Origin of the sequence: Cupriavidus sp. UGS-1, from assembly GCF_021213615.1 — a bacterium.
Taxonomy (GTDB): Bacteria; Pseudomonadota; Gammaproteobacteria; order Burkholderiales; family Burkholderiaceae; genus Cupriavidus.
The window spans coordinates 1-17,267 of record NZ_JAJQJF010000033.1 but is presented as its reverse complement, the minus strand read 5'-3'; the positions used below and the strand labels follow the sequence as shown (position 1 = coordinate 17,267).

The following is a 17,267-nucleotide window of genomic DNA, read 5'->3' as shown; positions in this document are numbered from 1 at the left end:
CCGCGGGCACCGCCACGCGGACCGCCGCGGCCGCCGCCGGCCGGCCCGCGCATGCCCGGCTGCTGCGGCAGGCCGACGCCCGCCGCGAACTTGCCGGTGTGCGAGGTCAGCAGCGTCGGCGCGGTGATATAGCCCATCGACGTCTGCATCGGATCGGGCTGGCCGCGATTGGCACCGCCGCGGCCACCTTCCTTGTTGAACCGCGGCAGGCCGTCCATGCCGGTCGCCATCGGCCGGCCCTCGATCGCGGCCTGCTCGCGCTGCTTGCGGCCGCCGACCTTGGTCGCCCCCTTCGGCGCGCCTGCCTGCTTGGCCGGCGCCTTCAGGCCGATCGCGGCCATCATCGCGCGCACCTCCTCGGGCTCGAGCTCCTGCCAGCGGCCGCGCTTCAGGCCCCTCGGCAGCAGGAACTGGCCATAGCGGGTACGGATCAGCCGCGACACGGTCAGGCCGACCGCCTCGAACATGCGGCGCACCTCGCGGTTGCGGCCTTCGGTCAGCGCCACGTGATACCAGTGGTTGACCCCTTCGCCGCCGCCGTCGACGATGCGCAGGAAGTTGGCCTGGCCATCGTCGAGCTGGATGCCGTGCAGCAGGCGCTGGCGATCCGCTTCGGCGAGCTCGCCCAGCGTGCGCACCGCGTATTCGCGTTCGACGCCGTAGCGCGGGTGCATGAAGCGGTTGGCGATATCGCCGGACGTCGTGAAGATCAGCAGGCCTTCGGTGTTGAAGTCCAGCCGGCCCACGGCGACCCATTTGGCGGTCTTCAGGCGCGGCAGGCTGTCGAACACGGTCGGGCGGCCTTCCGGATCCGACTGGCTGACGATCTCGCCCGACGGCTTGTGATACAGCAGCACGCGCGGGGGCTTGGTGGTCACACGGCGATGGATCAGCTTGCCGTTGACGCGGACCTGGTCGGTCGGCAGGATCCGCTGCCCGATATGCGCGGGCAACCCGTTGACCGAGACGCGGCCCTGCAGGATCAGCTCTTCCATTTCACGGCGCGAACCGAGGCCGCCTTCGGCCAGCACCTTGTGCAGCTTGGGCGCGTCGTCCTCGGCGGACAGTTCGCGCACCGGCTTGGCCTTGCGCGCCGGGCCCGCCGCGCCGCCGTCGGCGTCGTACTGGCCCGAGATCACGAAGCGGAACAGGTCCTCGGCCGCGGCGCTCTTGTCGCCCTTCGCGGCCGGCCTGGCGCCGCCCTTGTCCGCCGTCGGCGCGGCCGGCTTGCCGGCGCCCCTGGCGGGCCGGGCCGCGTTCTTGCCGCCCTTGCGCTTGCCGGCCGGACGGGGCTGGCCGTTGTTGCCGCCCTCGCCTTCCGGGCGCGCGCCTTCCGTTCTCGCGCCAGCCTGCTGGCCTGCGTTCTGGCCGCCGCCCTGGCCGGCATTGCCTGCATTGCCGGCATTGCCGGCATTGCCGCGGCCGCGGCGCTTGCCGGCGTTCTCGCGCGACGCGTCGCCTTCGGCGGGCTTGGCGCGACGGCCGCGTCCGCCTCGCGATCCGGGCGCGGGCGCCGCCGTGGCGCCACCCTCGGGCGCCACCGCCGCGCCGGCTTCGCCTGCCACGGCGTCGGCGGCATCGCGGTCCTGCGCGGCCTGGCGGCGCGAGGCCACCAGATTGCGCAGCCCGCGGCGCAGGCCCTTGCGGCGCGGCGCGGCGCCCTCGGCAGGCGTCTCGGCCTCGCGCACGTCTTGATCGATAGAGTCGGACAAAGTATTCACACTCGCTTGTTGCATCTGGTGTTAGTTCGGGACGCGCGCGCCTTGCTCGTCGGCATCGCGTTCATCGAGTTGGGGCGCGTCGGCGTCGGCCTGGTCGGCTGTCTGGCCGGCAGCGTCAGCAGCGTCGGCGGCTTCCGCGGCAGCGTCGCCGGTATCTTCGGCGGCCGCGGCGGCGGGCATCTCCGCGGATTCGGCAGGTATTTCAGGTTCGGCCGGTTCGTCGGTATCGGCCTGCGGCGGCGTCTCGTCTGCCTGTTCCGCAACATCGACCGCATCGACCGCATCGACCGCAGCGACGCCATCCGCCTGCGCCACACCTTCCGGCGCCGCGGCGAAGGTTTCCTCATCGGCGCCGGCCGCGGTGGCGACCTCTTCGAAGTCGATGGCGCCCTGGTTCAGCAGCGCTGCCTGGACCTGCGCCTGCGGATCCTCCAGCGGCGGCAGTTCATCCAGCGTACGCAGCCCCAGGTCGTCGAGGAAGGTCTTGGTGGTTGCGTACAGCGCCGGCTTGCCTGGCACGTCGCGATGGCCAATGATCTCGATCCAGCTGCGATCCTCGAGCTTCTTGATGACCTCGGTGCTGACCGTGACGCCGCGGATTTCCTCGATATCGCCGCGCGTGACCGGCTGGCGATAGGCGATGATGGCCAGCGTCTCCATCACCGCGCGCGAATATTTGGGCGGCTTTTCGGGATTGAGCCGGTCAAGGTATTCGCGCATCGCCGGACGGCTCTGGAAGCGCCAGCCGCTCGCCAGCGCCACCAGTTCGACACCGCGCGGCTCCCAGTCCTTGCGCAACTCCTCCAGCAGAACACGGATCGTGTCGGCGCCGACATCGTCGGCGAACAAGCGGCGCAGATCGGCGACGCGCAGCGGCTCCTGCGCGCAGATCAGCGCCGTCTCGAGGACGATTTTCGCCTCTTGGGTATTCATGTTGTGGTGTGCGGCCTGTCTTTGCATCTGCGTCCGTGACACCCGGACGCGCTGGAGATTGGTCGATTCAGCGGCGCGCGTTCCGCTTCAGGGACGCCTGCCGCCATTCATCGCGCAGCCGACCGGGATGCTTGCCGCATCGGGTCCGCGCGCTTCTCATCGGTGCATCGATTGCCGGTCCGTTCCGGCAGAAGATCGTCCGCCCGTCTCCCGAAATCGGTCGGCGGAAGGACCAGCGCGTCGCGCCGTCTCCCCTGTTGCGGCCGACACGCCCGGACAGCCGCGACCGTCCGGAATGCGAGACAACTTGGTCATGGCCTGGCGTGCAGCCTGTCGGGCCCCTCGCTGCCACGCCGCTGGCCGGTATTCTTGGCCGATGTCGACATCGGATGTTCTAGCCGGACAGTGCGGGGAGGGAGATGGGTATGGAAACCCATGAGTGCCGTGACAGACGCCTGGATCAAGCGCGACCGGGCGACCACGACACCTGCGCGAAAGCGGCCCGGTCGCCGTGGCTTCCCGCGATTGTATGGCATTCCCGCGCCGGCCTGCAACCGCGGCCTTCGCGGGCGGGCGGCGCCCGGCCTCACAGTGTCAGGCAGAAGCCGTGCGCGGCCAGCGTCTCGGGAAGCATCGCGGCCCGCGCAAGACCGGCCGCGCCGAACAGCGCGACCGCCGCGCCGATGCCGCGGCGGACCCATGGCCGGCGCGCCAGCACGCGCAGGCCCGCCGACAGGCTCGACAGCATCAGCAGATTGGGCAGCGTACCGACGCCGAAGGCCAGCATCACCAGCGCGCCCGACGCGGCGCTGCCGGCCAGCAAGGCCAGCGCGAGCGCGGCGTAGACCATGCCGCAGGGCACCAGCCCCCAGGCCAGTCCGGCGACGTAGCGGCGCAACAGGCGCCGGGCGCCGCGCGGGGCGGCGCCGGTTTCCTTGCGCGCGATGGCCCTTGCGCCCCAGCGCGCCCAGCGCGCGGCGAGCCGCCGCGCCACGGCATCGACGCCGGGGATCGTTCCAACCAGCCGCGCGGCACCCAACGTCCACAGCCCCGCCAGCAGCAGGCTCGCGCTGCCGGCCGCGAACAGCGCCCGCTGCACGGGCAGATACTGCGCCTTCCAGGCGGCCGCGCCGACCGCGCCCAGCAATGCGCCGAGCAAGGCGTAGGCGCTCAGGCGGCCGGCATGCAGCACCAGCAGTTCGCGCACCCACGCCGCGCGGCTGCGGTACAGCGCCACCGGCGCGGCCTGCCCGGCATCGTTGCCCTCGAGCACCAGCGCGATGCCGCCGCACATCGCCGCACAGTGGACGCCGCCCAACAGCGCCAGCAGAAACACGCTGGCCAGTACGCCGATCGCCATGTCAGGCTCCCCTCGCCGGCATGGAGCACGGTAGAATGGCCGCTTGCTTCACGCCCATCGCCCCCATCGCGCCGTCGATGGCAGTCCCTTCCCTTCGCGCGGATTCCAATTGCTGAACGCCATTCCCCTGAACGACCAATCGACCCGCTGCTCCACCTGCTCGCTGGGACAGCTGTGCCTGCCGGTCGGCATGTCGGCGCAGGACGTCGAGAAGATGGACACGCTGGTGCAGGAGCGCGTGCGCGTGCGCAAGGGCGAACCGCTGTATCGCCTCGGCGATCCGCTCGACGCGGTCTATGCGATCCGCTTCGGCACGCTGAAGACCCACGTGACGATGGAAGACGGCCGCGCGCAGATCACCGGCTTTCATCTGCCCGGCGAAGTGGTCGGCTTCGATGGGCTGACCGAGATGCGGCATGCGTCGGACGCGACCGCGCTCGAGGACACCGAGGTCTGCGTGGTGCGCTACGACGAGATCCAGACGCTGTCGGCCTCGCTGCCTTCGCTGCAGCACCAGTTCATGCGGCTGATGAGCCGGGAAATCACGCAGGACCAGATGATGCTGATCACGCTGGGCTCGATGCGCGCGGAGGAGCGGCTGGCGGGCTTCCTGATCAGCCTGTCCGAGCGCCTGTCGGCACGCGGCTATTCGCCGTCCGAGTTCGTGCTGCGGATGAGCCGCGAGGAAATCGGCAGCTATCTGGGCCTGAAGCTCGAGACCGTCAGCCGGCTGTTCTCGCGCTTCGCCGAGGCCGGCCTGATCCAGATCCGCCAGCGCCACGTGAAGCTGGTCGACATGGACGGCATCCGCCAGCTGCTGGGCAAGACCGCCTGCTGATCCCCGCGCGGCAGTCGCGGCAGTGACGCCCGCGGCAGCCGCTGCCAGCATTGCCATCGCCCTACTCCAGTTCGTCGGCCGCCGACATCGGCGACGACATCGGGGCCAGCATCGATGCCGGCAGCATGCACAGCGTCAGCGCGCTGGACAGCGCGCACACCGCCCACGCGACCGCGAAGCCGATCGTATAGATGGCGCCGTGCGACAGCTCGAGCGGCCGCCCGAAGACGCGCAGATCGCGCGGATCGATCAGCGAAAACACCAGCACGAAGGCCACGGCCGCGCCGACGAAGGCGGGCCACAGCACCCACATCAGCCAGCGCGCCTTCATGGCCGTGCCACCGATCGGGGATCGACCGCGTCGCGCGAGTCCTGCGTGGCAGCCGAAGCCGCCACCGCCGCCGGCGTCGCCGCCTGCCGGACCAGCAGCCCCTGACGCACCACGCCGTCGACGATCGGCCGGTCCGCGTGCCGCAGCGCGACCCAGATCGTCACCGCACAGCCGATCATCGCCAGCGCCGGGCCACTGATCAGCAGCCACGGCCACGGCTCCTTCCACCACGGTTTGCATTGGGACATGTCGATGCCTCGTTACGGTTGGTCGGGAACGAAAAAGCGGGTGGACTGCCGCACCTGCACGCGCTCGGCTCCGGGCCCGGCCCCAGGCGCTGCGGGCGAGCCGCTGACGACGATGTCGACCACATGGGTGCCCGACGCGGCCTGCTCCAGCGGCACGCGCAGCCGCAGCGGCAGCAGCCGGTTCGATGTAGGCGCCAGATGGCCGGCAGCGCGCTCGTATTCGACGGACAGCCCCGGCAGGCCAGGACTTTCCGCCGCGATGGCCACGTCCAGTTCGCCTTCGGTGGTATTGATCAGCTGCAGCCGGTAGACGTTCTCGATCCAGCGCCCTTCCACTTCGCGCGCCAGCGCCTGCCGGTCGCGGATGATGTCCACCTTCAGCGGCGTGCGCACCGCGACCGACCAGACGAAGCCGCCGGCCAGCGCCAGCCACAGCACCGCATACAGCACGATGCGCGGGCGTACCACGCGGCGGCGCGCATTGGCCGCGGACAGCGCGCGCCGCATCGCGTTCTCGGAGGTGTAGCGAATCAGTCCGCGCGGATAGCGCATCTTGTCCATGACCTGGTTGCAGGCATCGATGCAGGCCCCGCAGCCGATGCACTCGTACTGCAGCCCGTCGCGGATATCGATGCCGGTCGGGCACACCTGCACGCAGATGCTGCAGTCCACGCAATCGCCGATGCCCAGCGCGCGCGGGTCGGCCTTGCGCGAGCGCGAGCCGCGCGGCTCGCCGCGCTGCGTGTCGTAGGTCACCACATAGGTGTCCTTGTCGACCATCACGCTCTGGAACCGCGCATACGGGCACATGTACTTGCAGACCTGCTCGCGCATGAAGCCGGCGTTGCCCCAGGTGGCGAACGCGTAGAAGCCGATCCAGAACGTTTCCCACGGCCCGGTGGACAGGTCCAGCACCGCACGGCCCAGCGCGTCGATCGGCGAGAAGTAGCCGACGAAGGTAAAGCCCGTCCACAGCGCGATCGCGATCCACAGCAGATGCTTGGTCGCCTTCAGCCGCAGCTTGCGCGGGCTCCAGCGTTCGCCGTCGAGCCGGATGCGCGCGATGCGGTCGCCCTCGACCTTGCGCTCGATCCACAGGAAGATCTCGGTGTAGACCGTCTGCGGACAGGCATAGCCGCAGAACAGCCGTCCGGCGATCGCGGTGAACAGGAACAGCGACAGCGCCGAGATCACCAGCAGTACCGCCAGGTAGATCACGTCCTGCGGCCACAGCACCAGGCCGAACAGATAGAACTTGCGCGCGCCGAGGTCGAACAGCACCGCCTGGCGGCCGTTCCATTGCAGCCACGGCGTGCCGTAGAACACCAGCTGCGTGGCCAGCACCATGGCGATGCGCCAGTTGGCGAACGCCCCGCTCACGGCGCGCGGATAGATCTTGCGCCGGACCTCGTACAGCGAGGCCTCGGCCGAGTCGATGCCTGGCGCGTTCATGGCTGCTCCGGATGAGTCGGCATGCGAGACCGGTTGCCGCAAGCGGTGTCCATCATTGCCCCGCGGCCGGCATCGTGCCGCTGTCGGCCGACAGTCCCCACACGTATGCGGTCAGCATGCGGATGCGCTCGGGCGTCAGGATGTCCTCGTGCGCGGGCATCCGGTTGTCGTGTCCCTGCAGGATCGCCTTGACGATATTCGCCTCGGCGCTGCCGTGCAGCCAGACCTTGTCGGTCAGGTTGGGCGCGCCGAGCGCCTGGTTACCCTTGCCGGCGCCACCGTGGCAGGCGACGCAGGTCGACTTGAACAACGGCTCGCCGCGTGCCGCGCGGATCGGGTTGAAGGCCAGGCCCGCCAGCGATCGCACGTATTGCGCGACATCGCCGGCGCCCTTCTCGTCGATGACGGCGGCGAACGACGGCATCACGCCATGCCGGCCCTTGGCGATGCTGTGCATGATCGTGGCCGGATCGCCGCCATGGAGCCAGTCGCGGTCGGTCAGGTCGGGAAAGCCGCGGCTGCCGCGCGCATCGGACCCATGGCACTGCGCGCAGTAGTTCAGGAACAGCCGCTGCCCGATCTCGCGCGCCTCGGGATCGGCGGCCACCTGTTCGATCTTCAGATCCATGTACTTGCCGTACACCGCCTGCTGGCCGCGCAGCGCGGCCTGCCGCTGCGCCGCCAGCTCGCCCTGGCTGGTGAAGCCGAGCATGCCGCGATACGCGCCGAGGCCCGGATACAGCACCAGATAGCCGAGTGCGAACAGGCAGCTCAGCAGGAACATCCACATCCACCAGCGGGGCAGCGGGTTGTTCAGCTCGCGCAGATCGCCGTCCCAGACGTGGCCGGTGTCCTGCGTCGGTGCACCGTGATCGGCGCCCGCGGGCGCGTTCGATGCGGCCGCTCCCTTGGCGACGCGCGTCTGCGAAAACAGCAGCCAGACGCACCAGACGATGCCGCCCAGCGCGATCGCGCCGATGTAGTAGCCCCAGAAATCCGAAATAAAGTCGCTCATGACATCAATGTCCCTGCTCGATGGCCTGCGGACGCGCGGCGCCGCCGCTGGTGTTGTCGCTGGTTTTGTCGCTGCCGGCCTCGTCGGGCAGCGCGAACGGCAGCCAGGCGGCTTCCCGATTGGCGTGGCGCCGGCCGCTGGACCACGCCCAGCAGACGATGCCGATAAAGACGACGAGGAAGATCAGCGTGGAAAACGCGGTCAAGGTCGCCATGGTCATTGCCCTGCGCTGGGCGTGCCCACGGCGCGCCGATTGGTGCCGAGGCCCTGCAGATAGGCCACCAGCGCGTCCTCTTCGGTCTTTCCCTTCAGCGCGTCGGGCGCCGTTTCGATGTCGGCCTCGCTGTACGGCACGCCGAGCGTGCGCAGCGTGCGCATGCGCTGGCGGATGTCGTCGGTCGGCAGCGCCGTCCTGGCCAGCCACGGATACGAAGGCATCACCGACTCGGGCACGACGTCGCGCGGATTGCGCAGATGGATGCGCTGCCAGTCGTCCGAGTAGCGGCCGCCGACGCGCGCCAGATCGGGGCCGGTCCGCTTGGAGCCCCACAGGAACGGATGGTCGTAGACCGACTCGCCCGCGGTCGAGTAAGGGCCGTAGCGCTCGACCTCGGCCTGCAGCGTGCGCACCTGTTGCGAATGGCAGCCGACGCAGCCCTCGCGGATATAGATGTCGCGCCCCATCAGCCGCAGCGGCGAGTAAGGGACGATGCCCGGATCGGGCTGGGTGGTCGAATGCTGGAAGAACAGCGGCAGGATCTGCACGAAGCCGGCAATGCTGACCACCACGATGGTGCACAGGATCAGCCAGCCGATGTTCTTCTCCAGCGTCTCGTGCGAAAGGAAGCGTCGTTGTTGGGACATGATGGAATCCGGATGACGTTCAGGCTGCGGGGGCGGTCGCGGCCACGGCGGCCGCGGCACTGGCACTCGCCGGAATCACCGCATCGAAGGCGCGGCGGCCGGCGATGGTGCGCGCCACGTTCCACGCCATCACCAGCATGCCGGCGAGGAAGCACAGGCCGCCCAGCAGACGGATCAGGTAGAACGGCGTCTTGGCCTTGACCGCTTCGACGAAGGCATAGGTCAGCGTGCCGTCGGGCTGCGTGGCGCGCCACATCAGGCCTTCCATCACGCCGGCGATCCACATCGAGGCGATATAGAGCACCACGCCGATGGTCGCGATCCAGAAGTGCCATTCGATCAGGCGCGTGCTGTACATCTTCTGCTGGCCGAACAGCCGCGGCACCAGGTAGTACAGCGAGCCGATCGTGATCATCGCGACCCAGCCCAGCGCGCCCGAATGCACGTGGCCGATGGTCCAGTCGGTGTAGTGCGACAGCGCGTTGACCGTCTTGATCGACATCATCGAACCCTCGAAGGTCGCCATGCCGTAGAAGGACAGCGCCACCACCAGGAACTTCAGGATCGGATCGGTACGCAGCTTGTGCCAGGCCCCCGACATCGTCATGATCCCGTTGATCATGCCGCCCCAAGACGGCGCCAGCAGGATCAGCGAGAACACCATGCCCAGCGATTGCGCCCAGTCGGGCAGCGCGGTGTATTGCAGATGGTGGGGACCGGCCCACATATAGGTGAAGTTCAGCGCCCAGAAATGGACGATCGACAGCCGGTACGAGTAGATCGGGCGCTCGGCCTGCTTCGGAATGAAGTAGTACATCATGCCGAGGAAGCTGGTGGTCAGGAAGAAGCCGACCGCGTTATGGCCGTACCACCACTGCACCATCGCGTCCTGCACGCCGGCATAGGCGGAATACGACTTCCACAGCGACGCCGGCAGCTCGATGTTGTTGACGACATGCAGGATCGCGATCGTCAGGATGTAGGCGCCGAAAAACCAGTTGGCCACGTAGATGTGGCGGGTCTTGCGGCGGGCGATGGTGCCGAAGAACACGATCGCGTAAGCGACCCATACCGCCGTGATCAGCAGGTCGATCGGCCATTCCAGCTCGGCGTATTCCTTCGAGGTCGTGATGCCCAGCGGCAGCGTGATCGCCGCGGCGACGATCACCGCTTGCCAGCCCCAGAAGGTGAACGCCGCCAGCGGCCCGGCGAACAGGCGCGCCTGGCAGGTCCGCTGCACCACGTAGTACGACGTCGCGAACAGCGCGCTGCCGCCGAAGGCGAAGATCACCGCATTGGTATGCAGCGGACGCAGCCGTCCGAACGACAGCCACGGCGTATCGAAATTGAGTTCAGGCCAGATCAGTTGCGCGGCAAGCAGCACGCCGACCGCCATGCCGACGATGCCCCATACCACGGTCATGACGGCGAATTGCCTCACGACGTGATAGTTGAAGGTGTCGGCGGCGCGCGCGGGCGTGGCCGTGCCGGTCAGGCCGGCGGCGGTGACATCCATTCAGACCCCCAAGGATGGATATGGATTAGAAATCGATGGGGACAATGTAGAGGGGGTCGGACGGCGCGCCCTTGATCCGGATCAAGCGCCGTGCAGATGCACCGCGCCCCGGGGAACCTCGGTAGTGATTCACGCAACGGCCATCGCTACGGCGCGGCCGCGCCGCGGCGCCCGCCTGCGTTTTGGGGCATATCGGGACGGTCGTTGTCGAGCAGGATCGCCTGCCCCGGCCGCTCGAGATCGTCGTATTGGCCGGCGCGCAGCGCCCACCACAACGCGGCCGCGATCAGCACGACCAGCGCGAGGCTCATCGGCACCAGCAGGAACAGCGTATCCATTACAGCGCGTCCATCGCTAGCGCCCCTTCGGCACGCGCAGCAGGCGCCAGGCATTGGCGACCACCAGCAGCGAGGACAGCGACATGCCGACGCCGGCCATCCATGCGGTGACGTGGCCGCTCGCGGCCAGCGGAATGGCCACCACGTTGTACGCGAAGGCCCAGCCGAGGTTCTGCCGGATCACCGCCCGCGTGCGGCGCGCGATCGCCAGCGCGGTGGCGACGTCGGCGATGCCGTCGTGGGTCAGCACCGCGTCGGCACCGACCTGCGCGAGCGGCGCGCCGCTGCCCAGCGCGATCGACACCTGCGCCTGCGCCAGCACCGGCCCATCGTTGATGCCGTCGCCGATCGCGAGCACCACGGCGCCGTCGCGCTGCAGCGCCGCCACGTAGTCGCGCTTGCCCTCGGGACTGACGCGCCCGTGCGCGGCGTCGATGCCGAAATGCCGGGCCCACCAGCACACCGTCGCCTGGCTGTCGCCCGATATCAGATGACAGCGCAAGCCCAGCGCGCGCAGGCGCGCCAGCAGCTCGGCCGCCTGCCCGCGCTCGGTGTCCGACAGCACGAAGACGGCAAGCAGGCCGTGCCGGTCGCCCAACCACACCGGCGACGCGCCGTCGTGCAGATGGTGGCGCAGCGCGTCGAGAGCTGCCTGATCGCCGGCGGCGTTGTTCGTACTGTTTTTGACGGCCTTGTCGGACGCGTTGCTGGAGGCGTTGCTGGAGGCGTTGTCGGAGACGTTGTCGGAGTCATCATCGTCGTCGCCGCACATCGCGAGCGCGTCAACGAAATCGCGCCGCCCGATCCGGATCGGGCGGCCGTCGAGCAACGCCTCCACACCCTGTCCCGGATGGTTGCGCAATCGCGTCAATCGTCGTGCGAATGTCCGGTCCCCAGCCGCGGCGACCAGCGCCCGCGCCACCGGATGCTCCCCGCCGCGGCACAGCGCGCCGGCCAGCGCCAGGCATTCGGACTGCGCCAAGGCGCCGAGCGCAATCACGTTGGCGACGGCGAAGCGTCCCTCGGTCAGCGTGCCGGTCTTGTCCAGCACGACATCGGTGACATCGGCCAGCGTTTCCAGCGCATGGCCGCGCGTCAGCAGCACGCCGCGCCGCGACAGCGCCGCACCGGCCGCCGCCAGCGCCGCGGGCGTGGCCAGCGACAGGGCGCACGGGCAGCTGACCACCAGCACCGCGACGGTCACCATCAGCGCGCGCGCCGGGGCGATGGTCCACCACAGCAGCCCCACGGCCAGCGCAATGAGCAGCAGCGCCGCGACGAACCACGCCGCCACGCGATCGGCGATCACCGCGAGGCGCGGCTTGTCCGCCAGCGCACGCTCTAGCAGCGCGACGATTTCAGCCAGGCGCGTGCTTGCTCCGACGCGGCGCACTTCGATCACCAGCGGACTGCTGGCGTTGTAGCAGCCGGCCAGCACAGATTGCCCGGGCCCGCGCGGCACCGGCCGGCTCTCGCCGCTCAGCATCGACTCGTCCAGATCGCTGCCCCCTTCGACGATCTGGCCGTCGGCCGGCACGATCTCGCCGGCCCGCACGCGCACGCGGTCGCCGGGGGACAGCCGCGCGACCGGCACGCGGCGCTCCGTGCCATCGGGCAATAACTGCTCGCAGGTGGCCGGCAGCTGCCGCGCCAGCATCTCGGCGCCGCTGCGCGAAGCCTGCCGCACGCGCAATTCGAGATAGCGTGCCAGCAGCAGCAAGGCGACGAACATCGTCACCGAGTCGTAGTAGACCTCGCCGCTGCCGCGCACGGTGGCAAGCAGGCTGGCGCCGAACGCCGCCGCCAGGCCCAGCGCGACCGGCACATCCATGCCGACATGGCGCTGGCGCAGGCTGCGCCAGGCGCCCGCAAAGATCGGCGCCGCGCTGTAGACGATCACCGGCAGCGTCAGCGCGAGGCTCGCCCATTGCAGCAGCCGCAGATGCGTCGCGGCGATCGTGCCCTCGTGCGTATAGACGGGCCACGCGTACATCATCACCTGCATCATGCCGAGCATCGCCACCGCCAGCCGCATCAGCAGCCCGCGCCCGGCCACGCTGTCCCGGCGGTCCGCCGCGGAGAACTCGAACGGCCACGCGGTGTAGCCGATATCGGCGAGCGCGCCGAGCAGCCCCGCGACGGTCAGCGCGCCGCCGCGCCAGCGCACCAGCACGCGGCGCGTGGCCAGATTGGCGACCGCCGACTCGACGCCGGGCAGCTGCGCCAGCTTCTGCTCGATCAGCCAGGCGCAGGCGGCGCAGCGGATGTTCTCGGGCGCCAGCGTGATTTCGAAGCGGTGCTGCGGTCGTTCCTGCGCCCGCGCCTGACCCGCGCCATCAAGCCGCCGCACGAAGCGCGCGCGCAGCTCGTCGGTGTCGTAGGCCTGCCAGACCGGCTCCAGCCGCGCCCGTGCCGCCGCGTCGAGCGGCCGGCCGAAGCGGAATTCGCCGGCATACAGATGTGCGAAACCGGCCTGGTCCAGTGCCTGCGCCAGCGCCAGGCAGCCGGCGCAGCAGAAGCGGCGCGATCTCCCGCCGACCTGCGCGCGCAGCACGTCCGGCGCGGCGCCGGCCGGCAGCCCGCAGTGGAAGCACGAGGTGGCGTCCGCGTTGGCGTCCGCGTTGGCGTCCGTAGCGGCGTCCGCCTGCACGGCGGACCCGGATGGTTGGGCGTGGGAAGAAGGAGCGAAAGCGATCGGCATCGTGGTCCTGGATGTCCGATCGATTCTAGGGATCGCCGCCGGGCGGCGGTTTGATCCCGGTCAAGGCGCACGCAAACGGCGCCCCTGACTGAGCTGCGGCGTGCCGGGGCCGTTCAGGCCAGCTCGGTAGCGCCGGTGCGCCGCGGCGCCTCGAGATACTCGCGCGACTGCATCTCGATGATGCGCGACACCGTGCGATGGAATTCGTTGGCCATCTGGCCTTCGACATAGAGCTCGTCGGGCGGCACCTCGGCCGACATCAGCAGCTTGACCTTGTGGTCGTAGAACACATCGACCAGCCAGGTGAAGCGGCGCGCCTCCGACGACATCCGCGGCGTCATCTTCGGCACGTCCGACAGGATCACCGTGTGGAAGCGCTCGGCCAGCTCCAGATAGTCGTTCTGCGAACGCGGGCCGCCGCACAGCGTGGCGAAGTCGAACCAGACCACGCCGTTGGCCTTGCGCAGCGCGTGCAGTTCGCGCTTTTCGATATGCAGGATCGGCGATTCGTCGGCGATGCCGGCCAGCGCCGCGAAGGCATCCCGCAGCGCCGCGCTGGCCTTGGCGTCCAGCGGCGTGTAATAGGCCTGCACCTGTTCCAGCGTGCGCTTGCGGTAATCGATGCCGGCATCGACGTTCAGCACGTCGAGCTTGCGCTCGAGCAGCGCGATCGCCGGCAGGATGCGGTCGCGATGCAGGCCGTCCGGATACAGCAGGTCCGGGCGGTAGTTCGACGTCATCACGAACTGCACGCCATTCTCGAACATCTGCTCGAGCAGCCGATGGAGGATCATCGCGTCGGCGACATCGCTGACATGGAATTCATCGAAACAGATCAGCCGGTACTTGCGGGCGATCCGTTTGGCCAGCTCGTCCAGCGGATCGGGCCGGCCGCGCAGTTCCTCGAGCTGGCGGTGCACCTCGCGCATGAACTCGTGGAAATGCAGGCGGGTCTTCCTGACCACCGGCACGCAGTGGTAGAAGCTGTCCATCAGGAACGACTTGCCGCGCCCCACGCCACCCCACAGATAGACGCCCTTGGGTACCTCGGGCCGGATCAGCAGCTTCTTCAGCGCATTGTTGCGCCGCTGCTTGTAGGCGACCCATTCGTCGTAGCACTGCTGCAGCCGCGCCACCGCGCGCAACTGCGCCTCGTCGGACCGATAGCCGCGCTGCTGCAGTTCGTGGTGGTAGTACTCGGTGACGTTCATTGGGGGAAGGAGTGGTAGCGGAGCATCGGCGGCCCCGAACGCATGGCGTACGCCGTCGCACCGCGAGACTCCCGTCTCCCGCTTGCGGGAGACGGGCCGGGGGAGAGGGAGAGCAGCGGCCGATCGACCGGCAGCGCCCTTGCAAGCGCCCCTGCCCTCTCCCCAACCCTCTCCCGCAAGCGGGAGAGGGAGCAGATTGTCGCCAGCGCCCTCGCTCCCGCGATCAGCAAGCGGGAGAGGGAGCAGGTTGTCGCCAGAGCGTCGGCCACCGCAATCGGCGAGCCGGCGAAGGCGACACCGGACTTACATATTGAGCTGACGCTTGTCCACCGCGAGCGCGGCTTCGCGCATCACCTCGGACATCGACGGGTGCGGGTGGCACACGCGGCCGATATCCTCGCTGGCGGCCTTGAACTCCATCGCCACCACGGCTTCGGCGATCAGGTCCGACGCATTGGCCGCGACCACGTGCACGCCCAGGATCTCGTCGGTCTTGGCATCGGCCAGCATCTTGACGAAGCCGTCCGAGGCGCCCATGCCCAGCGCGCGGCCGTTGGCCACGAACGGGAACTGGCCCGACTTGTACTCGCGCCCCTCGGCCTTGAGCTGCTGCTCGGTCTTGCCGACCCAGGCGATTTCCGGGTAGGTGTAGATCACCCACGGAATGCAGTTGTAGTCGATGTGCGGCTTCTGGCCGGCGATGCGCTCGGCCACGGCCACGCCTTCGTCCTCGGCCTTGTGCGCCAGCATCGGGCCGCGCACCACGTCGCCGATCGCCCACAGGCCCGGCACCGAGGTCGCGCAGTGGTCGTCGACCGGAATGAAGCCGCGCTCGTCGGCAGCCAGGCCGATCGCGTCGAGGCCCAGGTTGTCGGTATTCGGCACGCGGCCGACCGACACGATCAGGCGATCGACTTCCAGCGTCTGCGCGTTGCCGTCCTTGTCGGTGTAGCTCACGGTGACGTTGTTGTCGCCGGTCTTGACCTCATTGACCTTGACGCCCAGGCTGAACTTCAGGCCCTGCTTGGTCAGCAGCTTCTGCGCTTCCTTGGCGACGCCTTCGTCGGCGGCACCCAGGAACGCCGGCAGCGCTTCCAGCACGGTCACGTCGGCACCGAGACGGCGCCACACCGAGCCCAGCTCCAGGCCGATCACGCCGGCGCCGATCACGCCCAGCTTCTTCGGCACCTCGGCGAACTTGAGCGCGCCCTCGTTATCGTTGACCAGCTTGTTGTCGACGGGAATGCCGGGCAGATGGCGGGCCTTCGAACCGGTGGCGATGATCACCTGCTTCGCGGTGATGGTCTCGGTGCCGGCCTTGCCGGCGATCTCGACCTGGAAGCCGTCGGCGTTCTTGCCGACGAACTTGCCGAAACCCTTGAACAGCGTGACCTTGTTCTTGCGGAACAGGAACTCGATGCCCTTGGTCATCTTGCCGACGATATCGTCCTTGCGCTTGAGCATCTTGGCGATATCGACCTTGACGTCGCCCACGGTGATGCCATGGTCGGCCAGGTGGTGCTGCACGTTCTCGTACTCTTCGGACGAGGCCAGCATCGCCTTCGACGGGATGCAGCCGACGTTCAGGCAGGTGCCGCCCAGGCGCGCTTCGCCCTTCGGATCGTCGTACGGATTGCCTTCGCAGCAGGCGACGTTCAGGCCAAGCTGGCCCGCGCGGATCGCGGCGATATAGCCGCCGGGGCCCGCGCCGATCACCAGCACGTCGAATTGTTTGCTCATGGGAATTCCTCGTTGCGTCGGCGCGCCCTGCCCGACTCGGGTCGGGGCCGGCGCGCGGCATGGTGTTGCATTCGGTTGGCCGCCGGGCTCGCCCCAAGCGGCGCGCGGTCTCCGCCAGGGAGACCGCGGCGGGTGCTGCGATTACAGGTCCAGCAGCAGGCGGGCCGGATCTTCCAGCGCTTCCTTCATCGCCACCAGGCCCAGCACGGCTTCGCGGCCGTCGATGATGCGGTGGTCGTAGGACATCGCCAGGTAGTTCATCGGACGGATCACGATCTGGCCGTCCTCGACCACGGCGCGGTCCTTGGTCGCGTGCACGCCCAGGATCGCCGATTGCGGCGGGTTGATGATCGGGGTCGACAGCATCGAGCCGAACACGCCGCCGTTCGAGATCGAGAAGGTACCGCCCGACAGCTCGTCCAGCGACAGCTTGCCGTCACGGGCCTTGGCGCCGAACTCGGCGATCTTCTTCTCGATGTCGGCCAGGCTCATCTGGTCGGCATTGCGCAGGATCGGCACCACCAGGCCGCGCGGCGAACCGACCGCGATGCCGATGTCGAAGTAGCCGTGGTAGACGATGTCGTTGCCGTCGACCGAGGCGTTGATGATCGGGTACTTCTTCAGCGCATGCACGGCCGCCTTGACGAAGAAGGACATGAAGCCCAGCTTGACGCCGTGTTCCTTCTCGAAGCGGTCCTTGTACTTGTTGCGCAGATCCATCACCGGCTTCATGTTGACTTCGTTGAAGGTGGTGAGGATGGCGTTGGTCTGTTGCGATTGCAGCAGACGCTCGGCGATACGGGCGCGCAGGCGGCTCATCGGCACGCGCTCTTCCGGACGATCGCCCAGCGCGGCGAAGTCGACCGGTGCGGAGACCTGCTGCAGCGCCGGCTTGGCAGCCGGGGCCGGGGCGGCCTTGGCGGCGGGCGCCGAACCGGCGGCGAGCACGTCGCCCTTGGTGATGCGGCCATCCTTGCCGGTGCCGGCGACCTGGCCGGC

General features: G+C 68.9%; 16 protein-coding genes. 1 reads left to right on the top strand and 15 read right to left on the bottom strand.

The features are described 5' to 3' along the window. The 3 genes from rluB to LRR16_RS24255 all read right to left on the bottom strand — a co-directional run. Positions 1 to 1,736 (bottom strand): 23S rRNA pseudouridine(2605) synthase RluB (gene rluB, locus LRR16_RS24265; protein WP_232207343.1); only part of this gene is annotated, 1,736 nt, incomplete at its 3' end. 6 nt (positions 1,737 to 1,742) lie between these two features. Next, on the bottom strand, positions 1,743 to 2,654 hold the full coding sequence (scpB, locus tag LRR16_RS24260; protein WP_232207342.1) for an SMC-Scp complex subunit ScpB: 912 nt from the start codon (positions 2,652 to 2,654) through the stop codon (positions 1,743 to 1,745). Between the two features lie 586 nt (positions 2,655 to 3,240). Further along, positions 3,241 to 4,014 (bottom strand): sulfite exporter TauE/SafE family protein, encoded by a 774-nt coding sequence (locus LRR16_RS24255; RefSeq protein ID WP_232207341.1) that lies wholly within the window; start codon positions 4,012 to 4,014, stop codon positions 3,241 to 3,243. 190 nt (positions 4,015 to 4,204) lie between these two features. On the opposite strand from LRR16_RS24255, the gene fnr reads away from it, so the two are divergent. Next, positions 4,205 to 4,852, top strand: coding sequence for a fumarate/nitrate reduction transcriptional regulator Fnr (gene fnr / locus LRR16_RS24250; RefSeq protein WP_370646882.1), 648 nt, complete (start codon positions 4,205 to 4,207; stop codon positions 4,850 to 4,852). Between the two features lie 61 nt (positions 4,853 to 4,913). On the opposite strand, the gene LRR16_RS24245 is transcribed toward fnr, so the two are convergent. The 12 genes from LRR16_RS24245 to odhB all read right to left on the bottom strand — a co-directional run. Next, on the bottom strand, positions 4,914 to 5,183 hold the full coding sequence (locus LRR16_RS24245) for a hypothetical protein (RefSeq protein WP_064577217.1): 270 nt from the start codon (positions 5,181 to 5,183) through the stop codon (positions 4,914 to 4,916). Beyond that, a complete protein-coding gene (locus LRR16_RS24240; protein ID WP_006576829.1) occupies positions 5,180 to 5,431 on the bottom strand; it encodes a FixH family protein in 252 nt (83 codons plus the stop codon). The genes LRR16_RS24245 and LRR16_RS24240 overlap by 4 nt, the downstream gene beginning before the upstream one ends. Positions 5,432 to 5,443: 12 nt before the next feature. Then, positions 5,444 to 6,883 carry a cytochrome c oxidase accessory protein CcoG gene (gene ccoG, locus LRR16_RS24235; protein WP_232207340.1) on the bottom strand — a complete coding sequence of 480 codons (1,440 nt, stop codon included), beginning with the start codon at positions 6,881 to 6,883 and terminating at the stop codon, positions 5,444 to 5,446. Between the two features lie 52 nt (positions 6,884 to 6,935). Continuing rightward, on the bottom strand, positions 6,936 to 7,898 hold the full coding sequence (ccoP, locus tag LRR16_RS24230; RefSeq protein WP_232207339.1) for a cytochrome-c oxidase, cbb3-type subunit III: 963 nt from the start codon (positions 7,896 to 7,898) through the stop codon (positions 6,936 to 6,938). Positions 7,899 to 7,902: 4 nt separating this feature from the next. Then, the gene (locus tag LRR16_RS24225; protein WP_232207338.1) at positions 7,903 to 8,112 is read right to left on the bottom strand and encodes a CcoQ/FixQ family Cbb3-type cytochrome c oxidase assembly chaperone; all 210 of its coding nucleotides are present in this window, start codon (positions 8,110 to 8,112) and stop codon (positions 7,903 to 7,905) included. A gap of 2 nt (positions 8,113 to 8,114) precedes the next feature. Beyond that, complete coding sequence (ccoO, locus tag LRR16_RS24220) at positions 8,115 to 8,762, bottom strand: cytochrome-c oxidase, cbb3-type subunit II (protein WP_064577222.1); 648 nt, start codon at positions 8,760 to 8,762, stop codon at positions 8,115 to 8,117. A gap of 19 nt (positions 8,763 to 8,781) precedes the next feature. After that, positions 8,782 to 10,278, bottom strand: a complete 1,497-nt coding sequence (gene ccoN / locus LRR16_RS24215) for a cytochrome-c oxidase, cbb3-type subunit I (RefSeq protein ID WP_064577223.1) — start codon at positions 10,276 to 10,278, stop codon at positions 8,782 to 8,784. A 146-nt stretch (positions 10,279 to 10,424) separates the two neighbouring features. Further along, positions 10,425 to 10,616 carry a cbb3-type cytochrome oxidase assembly protein CcoS gene (gene ccoS / locus LRR16_RS24210; protein WP_064577224.1) on the bottom strand — a complete coding sequence of 64 codons (192 nt, stop codon included), beginning with the start codon at positions 10,614 to 10,616 and terminating at the stop codon, positions 10,425 to 10,427. Between the two features lie 16 nt (positions 10,617 to 10,632). Next, on the bottom strand, positions 10,633 to 13,317 hold the full coding sequence (locus LRR16_RS24205) for a heavy metal translocating P-type ATPase (RefSeq protein WP_232207337.1): 2,685 nt from the start codon (positions 13,315 to 13,317) through the stop codon (positions 10,633 to 10,635). 113 nt (positions 13,318 to 13,430) lie between these two features. Beyond that, entirely contained in the window at positions 13,431 to 14,528 is a 1,098-nt protein-coding gene (gene zapE, locus LRR16_RS24200) for a cell division protein ZapE (protein WP_053822025.1), read from the bottom strand. A gap of 303 nt (positions 14,529 to 14,831) precedes the next feature. Continuing rightward, complete coding sequence (gene lpdA, locus LRR16_RS24195; protein WP_006578588.1) at positions 14,832 to 16,268, bottom strand: dihydrolipoyl dehydrogenase; 1,437 nt, start codon at positions 16,266 to 16,268, stop codon at positions 14,832 to 14,834. A 141-nt stretch (positions 16,269 to 16,409) separates the two neighbouring features. Continuing rightward, a partial coding sequence (gene odhB, locus LRR16_RS24190; RefSeq protein ID WP_232207336.1) for a 2-oxoglutarate dehydrogenase complex dihydrolipoyllysine-residue succinyltransferase occupies positions 16,410 to 17,267 on the bottom strand: 858 nt, incomplete at its 5' end.